At 73.1% G+C, this 8,816-nt stretch carries 10 protein-coding genes; 4 read left to right on the top strand and 6 right to left on the bottom strand.

From position 1 onward, the window contains the following. The 3 genes from ACE3UN_RS13460 to ACE3UN_RS13450 all read left to right on the top strand — a co-directional run. A partial coding sequence (locus tag ACE3UN_RS13460) for a hypothetical protein (protein WP_374675471.1) occupies positions 1 to 1,358 on the top strand: 1,358 nt, incomplete at its 5' end. 16 nt (positions 1,359 to 1,374) lie between these two features. Next, a complete protein-coding gene (locus tag ACE3UN_RS13455) occupies positions 1,375 to 2,298 on the top strand; it encodes a metal ABC transporter substrate-binding protein (protein ID WP_374675470.1) in 924 nt (307 codons plus the stop codon). A 2-nt stretch (positions 2,299 to 2,300) separates the two neighbouring features. After that, complete coding sequence (locus tag ACE3UN_RS13450; protein ID WP_374675469.1) at positions 2,301 to 3,083, top strand: metal ABC transporter permease; 783 nt, start codon at positions 2,301 to 2,303, stop codon at positions 3,081 to 3,083. On the opposite strand, the gene ACE3UN_RS13445 is transcribed toward ACE3UN_RS13450, so the two are convergent. The 5 genes from ACE3UN_RS13445 to ACE3UN_RS13425 form a co-directional block, all read right to left on the bottom strand. Further along, on the bottom strand, positions 3,062 to 3,526 hold the full coding sequence (locus ACE3UN_RS13445; protein ID WP_374675468.1) for a Fur family transcriptional regulator: 465 nt from the start codon (positions 3,524 to 3,526) through the stop codon (positions 3,062 to 3,064). The two genes, ACE3UN_RS13450 and ACE3UN_RS13445, sit on opposite strands and share 22 nt — an antisense overlap. A 5-nt stretch (positions 3,527 to 3,531) precedes the next feature. Next, positions 3,532 to 4,533 (bottom strand): cytochrome-c peroxidase, encoded by a 1,002-nt coding sequence (locus tag ACE3UN_RS13440; protein WP_374675467.1) that lies wholly within the window; start codon positions 4,531 to 4,533, stop codon positions 3,532 to 3,534. Between the two features lie 232 nt (positions 4,534 to 4,765). Then, a complete protein-coding gene (locus ACE3UN_RS13435) occupies positions 4,766 to 5,449 on the bottom strand; it encodes a class I SAM-dependent methyltransferase (protein ID WP_374675466.1) in 684 nt (227 codons plus the stop codon). Positions 5,450 to 5,460: 11 nt separating this feature from the next. After that, complete coding sequence (locus ACE3UN_RS13430; RefSeq protein WP_374675465.1) at positions 5,461 to 6,345, bottom strand: NAD(P)/FAD-dependent oxidoreductase; 885 nt, start codon at positions 6,343 to 6,345, stop codon at positions 5,461 to 5,463. Beyond that, positions 6,335 to 6,796 (bottom strand): Rrf2 family transcriptional regulator, encoded by a 462-nt coding sequence (locus ACE3UN_RS13425; RefSeq protein WP_374675464.1) that lies wholly within the window; start codon positions 6,794 to 6,796, stop codon positions 6,335 to 6,337. The genes ACE3UN_RS13430 and ACE3UN_RS13425 overlap by 11 nt, the downstream gene beginning before the upstream one ends. A gap of 243 nt (positions 6,797 to 7,039) precedes the next feature. On the opposite strand from ACE3UN_RS13425, the gene ACE3UN_RS13420 reads away from it, so the two are divergent. Continuing rightward, complete coding sequence (locus ACE3UN_RS13420) at positions 7,040 to 7,444, top strand: GFA family protein (RefSeq protein ID WP_374675463.1); 405 nt, start codon at positions 7,040 to 7,042, stop codon at positions 7,442 to 7,444. 33 nt (positions 7,445 to 7,477) lie between these two features. Here ACE3UN_RS13420 and ACE3UN_RS13415 read toward each other — a convergent pair whose 3' ends face one another. Continuing rightward, on the bottom strand, positions 7,478 to 8,773 hold the full coding sequence (locus tag ACE3UN_RS13415; protein WP_374675462.1) for an NAD(P)/FAD-dependent oxidoreductase: 1,296 nt from the start codon (positions 8,771 to 8,773) through the stop codon (positions 7,478 to 7,480). Positions 8,774 to 8,816: the final 43 nt, after the last annotated feature.

The raw sequence follows: 8,816 nt of genomic DNA, 5'->3' as shown, positions 1-8,816 counted from the left end.
CCTCCCCCTCACCTTCCGCGGCCGCGGCCACGGCCGACATCGACGCCCTGCGGCGGGAGATGAACGCCCTGCGCCAGGACTACGAGGCCCGCCTGCGCGCGCTGGAGCAGCGCCTGCAGGCCGCCGAATCGCGCACCGCGACGGCGCCTGCCACGCCTGTCGCCGCTGCACCCGCTGCACCCGCTGCACCCGCTGCACCCGCCGCCCCGACCGCGCCTGCGGCCCCCGCGGCGCCCACCACCGCCAGCGCGAACACCTTCAACCCCGCCGTCTCCCTGGTCCTGTCCGGCGGCTACACCCACACCCAGGCAGACCCGGAAAGCTGGCGCCTCGCCGGCTTCCAGGTGCCTGCCGACGGCGAGCTCGGCCCGGGCGAGCGCGGCTTCGGCCTGGGCGAGACCGAGCTCACCTTCTCGGCCAGCGTCGACCCCTTCTGGCGCGGTGCGGTGACGCTGGCCGTGCACGAGGAGATCGAGGTGGAGGAAGCCTATGTGCAGACCACCGCGCTGGGCCACGGCCTGTCGCTGAAGGCCGGCCGCTTCTTCTCCGGCATCGGCTACCTCAACGGCAAGCACGCCCATGCCTGGGACTTCATCGACAACCCGCTGGCCTACCAGGCGCTGCTGGGCACCCAGTACGGCGACGACGGCCTGCAGCTGCGCTGGATCGCCCCCACCGACCAGTACCTGGAGTTCGGCCTCGAACTGGCCCGCGGTGACGGCTTCCCCGGCGCCTTCGGCGGTCGGCACGGCGCCGGCATGGTGGCCGCCACGGCCCACACCGGCGGCGACTGGGGCGACAGCCATGCCTGGCAGGCGGGCCTGTCGGCCATGCAGGTGCGCGCCGACGGCCTGGAGCTGCTGGGCACCGCGGCGGACGGCAGCGACCTGGCCAGCGCCTTCAGCGGCCGCACCCGCCTGTGGGTGGCCGATGCGGTGTGGAAGTGGGCACCCGGCGGCAATGCCTCGCGCACCAGCCTCACCGTGCAGGGCGAGTACCTGCACAGCCGCCGCACCGGCGAGCTCACGCCCGAGGGCGCCGATGCCGCGGCCTACGCCTCCACCCAATCGGGCTGGTACGTGCAGGGGCTCTACCAGTTCCTGCCCGGCTGGCGCGTGGGCCTGCGCACCGAGCGGCTGGACGCCGGCACGCCCGGGTACGGCGCCAACGCCGGCCTGTACGCCCTGGCGGGACGCGACCCGTCGCGCCACAGCCTGCTGCTGGAGCGGGCCACCAGCGAGTTCGCCCGCCTGCGCCTGCAGCTGGCGCAGGACCGCTCGCGCGACGGCGTGAACGACACGCAGGTGATGCTGCAGTACCAGATGAGCCTGGGCGCCCATGGCGCGCACGGCTTCTGACGCGAAGGGACACACCATGACGATCTCGTTGCGTTCCTCCCTCGCCGCGGCCGCGGCCGCCCTGGCCCTGGCTGGTGGCCCCGGCAGCGCCCACGCCGCCGTGAAGGTGCTGGCCTGCGAGCCCGAATGGGCCGCGCTGGTGCAGGAGCTGGGCGGCCCGCTGGTGGACGTGCAGTCCGCCACCACCGCCCTGCAGGACCCGCACCGCATCCAGGCCCGCCCCAGCCTGCTGGCGCGCGCCCGCCAGGCCGAGCTGCTCGCCTGCACCGGCGCCGAGCTGGAGGCGGGCTGGCTGCCCATCCTGCTGCAGCAGTCGGGCAACCCGCGCATCCAGCCCGGCCAGCCCGGGCATTTCATGGCCGCCGACGGGGTGGGCAAGCTCGGCGTGCCCGCCGCGGCCGACCGCTCGCAGGGCGACGTGCATGCCGCCGGCAACCCGCACATCCAGACCGACCCGCGGCGCATCGCCACCGTGGCCACCGGCCTGGCCGCGCGGCTGCGCCAGGTGGACCCCGCCAACGCCGCCGAGTACAGCCGGCGCGAGGCCGACTTCGCCCGGCGCTGGGGCGAGGCCCAGGCACGCTGGCAGGCGCAGGCCGCGCCGCTCAAGGGCATGCCGGTGGCGGTGCAGCATGCGTCCTTCGCCTACCTGCAGGACTGGCTGGGCCTGAAGGAGGTGGCGGTGCTGGAGCCCAAGCCCGGCGTGGAGCCCAGCGCGGCGCACCTGCGATCGGTGCTGGGCACGCTGCAGGCGACGCCTGCGAAGGCGGTGCTGTACGCGGCCTACCAGGACCCGCGGCCCTCGGAATGGCTCAGCCGCGAGGCGCGCATCCCGGCGGTGAAGCTGCCCTTCACCGTGGGCGGCACCGAGGGCGCCGGCACGCTGTTCACGCTGTTCGACGACACGCTGGCGCGCCTGCGCGCTGCCGCGGGGCAGTGAGCATGGACGGCAGCGCCCTGGACATCGGCCTGCTGGGCCTGCCCTTCGTGGCCGGCCTGCTGGTGCTGCTCACCCACGTGCCACTGGGCACGCAGGTGCTGGACCGCGGCATCGTCTTCATCGACCTGGCGATCGCGCAGATCGCCGGGCTGGGGGTGATCGCCGCCGACGCCCTGGGGCTGCCGGACGGCGGCTGGGCGGTGCAGGCCGCGGCCGTCACGGCGGCGCTCGCGGGCGCCGCCCTGCTCACCTGGACGGAGCGCCGCGCTGGCGAGCACCAGGAGGCGCTCATCGGCGTGCTGTTCGTGCTGGCGGCGTCCACCGGCATCCTGCTGCTGGCGGGCCACCCGCATGGTGGCGAACACCTGCAGGAGCTGCTGGTGGGCCAGGTGCTGTGGGTGCATGCCGGCCAGATCCAGGCGCTCGCGGCGGTGACGGTGGCGCTGCTCGTGGCCATGGCGCTGGGCGCCGGCCGACGGCTGGGCCGCTTCGGCTTCTATGGCCTGTTCGCCGTGGCCGTCACGGCCTCGGTGCAGGTGGTCGGCGTGTACCTGGTGTTCAGCAGCCTCATCATCCCGGCACTGGCCACGCGCCACCTGGCGGGTTGGCGGCGCCACGTCGCCGGCTGGGCCCTCGGCGCGGTGGGCTACGGGGCGGGCCTGGCCGTGTCGGCGCTGGCCGACCTGCCCAGCGGCGCGGTGATCGTGTGCGTGCTCGCCGCGGCGGCGTGGGCGTTCGCGCTCGTGGCCGGCCGCCGCGCCGGTCAGGCGCGACCGGCGGGCTGACGCCGCGCCAGCCCGCGCACCCGCACGATCACGTCCACGCCGTCCAGCCGCACGCCCTGCAGCGCCTCGGCCAGGCCGGTGACCTGCAGCGCCTCGGCCGGCAGGTCCAGCACGTCCCCGGTCTCCACGTCCACCAGGTGGTGGTGCGGGCCGGTGTTGGAGTCGTAGATCGTGGCCGCGCCGGTGACGGGCAGCTCACGCAGCAGCCCGCGCTCGGTGAACAGCTGCAGCACGGCGTACACGGTGGCGCGCGAGATGCCGGGCAGCAGATGCTGCGCGGCCCCCAGCACCTGGTCGGCCGTCATGTGCTGCGGCCGGGCGAGCAGCACGTCCGCCACCGCCAGGCGCTGCAGCGTGGGCTGGATGCCCGCCGCGCGCAGCCGCGCCTGCATCCCGGCAGGCACGCCCGCCGCGGGCGTGTGGGGCGCGTCGTGGCGGGCCATGGCGCTCACTTGAAGGGCGTGGGACGGGGCGTCGCGTCGCTGGACGGCGGCAGCACCGGCAGCGTGAAGCTGGGCTGGTCACCGGTCAGCGTCTTGAGGAAGGCCACGATCTTGCCGTTCTCGTCCTTGGTAAAGGTCTTGCCCAGCTGCAGCTTGCCCATCACGTCCACCGCTTCGGGCAGCGTGTTCGCCGCGCCGTCGTGGAAGTACGGGTAGGTCAGCTCCACGTTGCGCAGGGTGGGCACCTTGAAGTTGAAACGGTCGGCGTCCTTGCCGGTCACCGCGATGCGGCCCTCGGCCGGGCTGCTGGCCTTGTACGGTGCCACCACGCCCATCTTCTGGAAGGAGTTGCCGCCCACGGCCGGGCCGTTGTGGCAGGCCACGCAGCCGCTGGTCTTGAACAGGTTGTAGCCCGCCAGCTCGTCGGCGGTCAGCGCGTCCTTGCGGCCCAGCAGCCACTGGTCGAAGCGCGAGTTGGGCGTGACGAGGGTCTTCTCGAACTCGGCGATCGCCAGCGTCACCTGGTCGATGTCGATCTTGTCCTTGGCGAACACCTGCTTGAACTCGCGCTGGTAGGCCGGGATCGACTCCAGCACGCCGATGGCCAGCGTGTGGGTGAAGGCCATCTCGCCGGGGTTGGCGATGGGGCCGCCCGCCTGCGCCTTGAGGTCGGCCGCACGGCCGTCCCAGAACTGCGCCAGGTTGAGGCTGGAGTTCAGCACCGTGGGCGCGTTGATCGGGCCCTGCTGCCACTTGTCGCCGATCGAGGTCTTGATGTTGTCGGTGCCGCCCATCGAGAGGTTGTGGCACGAGTTGCAGCTGATGAAGCCCGACTTGGACAGGCGCGGATCGAAGTACAGCTTCTTGCCCAGCTCGACCATGCCGAGGTTGACCTGCTGCGCCGGCACGATGGGCTGGATCGGCTCGGCCGCCTGCGCGCGCAAGGTGCCCATGGTGGCCAGGCTCGCGGCGGCGGCCACGGCGAGAAGGACGAAGCGGGGGGACATGGTGACTCCTGACTGCGTGGTTTCGGCATCCCGCCAGGCTGGCCTGATGGGCCGCCTGGCGACGATCTGGACTCATTCCAGACCGCAGACCGATTCCAACGCGCAGACCCGGTCTGCGCCCTGCGTCAACACAAGCGGCCCCGGGAAAGCCCGCGCTTCCGACGGATCATTGACGCATCGCAAAGGCGGCCGCCATCCCCCGCGCGCGCCCACCTCGCGGGCCCGCGGGGGTTCAGTGCGCCACTGTCGCCACCCACCCCCGAAACGACAGCGCCGCGTAGCACAGCGCCACGTCGACGAAGCCCGCCTCGCGCAGCAGCGCTTCCTCCTGCTCCGGGGTCAGCAGGTGCAGGCGCTCGGCCATCGTGGTCGCGCTGCGCTTGGCTGCCGGGACGTCCACCGCGGGAAAGGTGCGGAATGCCAGCGAACGCGTGAGCCAATCCACCGGCGCATCAGCCGGCGGTGCATGGTGTGCGACCAGGAGCCGCGCACCCGGGCGCAGCCGGCGGTGCAGCCCGGCCAGCGTCCGCTGCCGTCCGGCACGGTCGAGAAAATGCAGCGTGAGCAGGCAGGTGGCCCCGTCGAACGGGCCCGGCGGCGCCTCGTCGACCGTGCCGGTGAGCCAGGTGATGCGATCGGCCACGCCGGCACAGGCCCTGCGGGCGAGGTCCAGCATCGCGGGCGACGGATCCACACCGGTGAAGCGCCAGCCGGCGCACAGGCCGGCCTGCGCCTTGAGCTCCAGCCCACCGCCCGCCCCCAGCACCAGCACCTGCCCGTCGGGCGGCACCGCTTCGGCCAGCAGCAGCGCCGCCATGCGGTGCAGGTCGGCCAGGCCGGGGACATGGCGTGCGGTGTCCTCCACGTAGGAGGCCACCGCCTGCGGGTCCGCGAAATGGCGCAACGCGTCGTGCATGGCGGGCACCCTCAGTCGGTGAACACCAGCGAGGCGTGCGCCGCCGAGCCGGCCAGCGCGCCCTCCCCCGCCGCCAGGGCGACGTTGCCGGCCGGGCGCGCCACATCGCCACAGGCAAACACGCCCGGCACAGAGGTCTCCTGCGTGGCACCGGTCTTCACGTACGGCCCCGTCGGTCCCTCCACATGTTCGCAGCCCAGCATCGAGGCCAGCGGCGCCGCCGGCCGGGTGCGCGGTGCCGTGAACACGCCGGCGAAGGCCTGGCGCCGGCCGTCCGCGAGCACCACATCGGCGTGGCCCACGAGGCGGGCGACCGGCGTCGCCTCGACCGCCACCCCCAGGCCCGCCAGCCGGCTGGCATCGTCCTCGCCCAGCGCCAGCGCGCCCTGGAGAAACAGGGTGACCTGCCCCCACTCCGTCAGCAGCTGTGCCTGGTGCACCGCCAGCGGGCCGGTGGCGATGACCGCCACGGCGCCTCGCTGCAGCTCGAAGCCATGGCAGTACGGGCAGTGGAACACGCTCGATCCCCAGCGCTCGGCCAGTCCGGGAATGGCCGGCAGCGCATCCGCCACGCCGAGGGCCAGGATGACGCGGCGGGCCACCTGCGGCATGCCGTCCACGGTGAGCACGAAGCCGTCCTTGGCACCGGCCAGCGACGTGACGCGGCCCTCCCGCCACTGCACCGTGTCGTACCGCGCCAGCTGCGCGCGGGCATCGGCCACGATGGCGGCCGGGCTCCGCCCATCCTGCGCCAGGAAGCCGTGCGAGCGCGCGGCAACACGGTTGCGACGCTCGCCGGTGTCGAAAACCGTGACCTGCCGGCGGGCGCGGCCAAGTGGGAGGGCGGCAGACAGGCCGGCATAGCTGCCGCCCACGATGGCCACGTCAATCGTCATGGAAATGCACCTCATGAGGGTGGCGGCACTCGGCCAGCCGTTGGTGGACATCACGCGACAGCGCCGCGAGCGTCACATCGCCCAGCCGCTGCAGCAGCAGCGCCTCGGCGTCGCGGTAGGCCTGCCCGAGCGCGGCGTTCACCGCCTGCTCCACCAGGCAGCCGGGCGACTCCTCCCGGTGACCCACGGCGAGCAGCTCGGGCGCGCCGACGGCCTCATGGATGTCGCGCAAGGTGATGTCGTCCAGCGGGCAGGAGATCACCCACCCGCCGCCATGGCCCTTGGCAGAGGCGACGAACCCCGCCTCGCGCAGCCCGGCCATCACGCGCCGCACCACCACGGGGTGGGTCTGCATCGCCCGGGCGAGGCGTTCGGAGGTCATCGGGCCCTTCTGCTGCGCCATGTGCAGCAGGCAATGCAGGACGCCCGACAGGCGGCTGTCTCGTTTCATGCAACTAATGTAGGTGCATGAAAGGCGAGACGACCCGCCGCGTCGTGCATGGGCCTGGCCGCAAGAGGGGCTTGGCACCGCTTGCCCGCACGGCGTGGGGGCATGGCAGGCGGCGCAGAATGCCCCGCATGCCGGGCCGCCCCCGGCCCCACCGTCTGTGGAAAGGACGCGCGCATGGATGCACCGACACCTCCGTCTGCCGGCGACGATGAGGCCCTGACCGGCCACTGCCTATGTGGCGCCGTGACGATCACGGTCGCCGGCCGGCATGAGACGCGCGTGGGCGCCTGCCACTGCCGCATGTGCCAGCGGTGGACCGGGGGGCTGTTCCTGTGCTTTTCGGCCGAGGCGGCCGCGGTCACGGTGAGCGGGCCGGTGGCACGCTACCGCTCGTCGAGCTTCGCCGAGCGCGCGTTCTGCCCCCAATGCGGCACGCACCTGTGGTTCAACGACGTGGACGAAGGCGGCGAGCCGGCCGAGTACGAGCTGATGCCCGGCCTGTTCGACGCCGCCCACGACTGGCCGCTGCGCTCGGAGATCTACGTGGACCGCGCGATGGCCTGCGTGCGCCTGTCGGGCGACCACCGCCGCAAGACCCGGGCTGAGTACGAGGCAGACAACCCCTTCGTCCCGGGCGACATGGCGTGACGCGGCAGGGGGGGCCGCCCCGCCCCGGTCGTGTCAGACGAAGTCGCGCACGCGGTACCAGGTCATGCCCACGGCCTGCATCAGGCCGCCCAGGCGCTCGCCGCCGGGGAACGGCGGGTTGACGATGCCGCCGAACCAGTCCAGCCGCTCCGGCCGGCCCTGCATGGCCTCGGTCACCAGCGTGGCGGCCACGCGGGTGGGCACCACGCCGTGGCCGCAGAAGCCCTGGGCCCAGAACACGCGGTCGCCGCGGCGGCCCCAGTCGGGCATGCGGCGCATGGTGATGTCGATGTGCCCGCCCCAGGCGTAGTCCATCTTCACGTCCTTGAGCACCGGGAAGGCGCGCAGGATGTTGGTCTTCATCGCCTGCGGCAGCTCGCTGGGCGTGCCGCCCAGGTAGGTGCACTTGCCGCCGAACAGCAGGCGGTGGTCCGCGGTCATGCGGAAGTACTCCAGGATGAACTGGTTGTCGTACACGGCGTGGTTGTGGGGGATCAGGCTGCGGCACACCGCCTCGCCCAGCACCTCGGTGACGCCGATGAAGGTGCCCACGGGCAGCATGCGCGAGGCCAGCCGCGGCTCGACCCGGTCCACGTAGGCGTTGGCCCCCAGCACGAGCTGGTCGCAGCGCACCGTCATGCCGCCGGCCAGGCGCACCGTGATGCCGTCGGGCCGCTCGTCGTAGCCTTCCACGCGGGTGCGCTCGAAGATGCGTGCGCCCGAGGCCTCCACGGCACGCGCCAGGCCCAGCACGTACTTCAGCGGGTGGATGTGCGCGCCCTCGGGGTCGATGATGCCGGCCTGGTAGCGCGCGGAGTTCAGGTACTGCGGCAGCGTCGCCTTGTCCACGAAGCGCAGCCGGTCGTAACCCCACTCGGTCTGGCACTCCTCGATCCAGCCGGTGAGGTCGGCCACGCGGCGCGGCAGCACCGCCACCTCCAGGTGGCCCTCGACCAGGTCGCAGTCGATGGCGTGCTCGTCCATCAGGCCGCGGATCTGCTGCACCGCGCGGCGCGACTCGTCGAACATCTCCTTGGCCCGCTCATGGCCCATGACGCCCTTCAGGCGCTGCATGCCGCAGGGAAAGCCGATGATCATCTGGCCGCCGTTGCGGCCCGACGCGCCCCAGCCCACCCGGCTGGCCTCCAGCACCACCACGCGCTTGCCGGCGCGCGCCAGCTCCAGCGCGCAGTACAGGCCGAAGAAGCCCGCGCCCACCACGCAGACGTCGGCCTGCATCGATTCGGCGAGCGCCGGCCGCTCGGTCTGCCAGGCGCGCGAGGTGGCGGCGTAGTAGGTCTCGGTGTGCTGGGGGCTGCTCTTGAACATGGCGGCTGTCGTCCGGGAAACGAAGGAATCGGGGGAACCGGGG

Origin of the sequence: Ideonella sp. (assembly GCF_041918995.1) — a bacterium.
Taxonomy (GTDB): Bacteria; Pseudomonadota; Gammaproteobacteria; order Burkholderiales; family Burkholderiaceae_C; genus Ideonella.
This window is presented reverse-complemented; position numbering and strand designations above follow the sequence as displayed.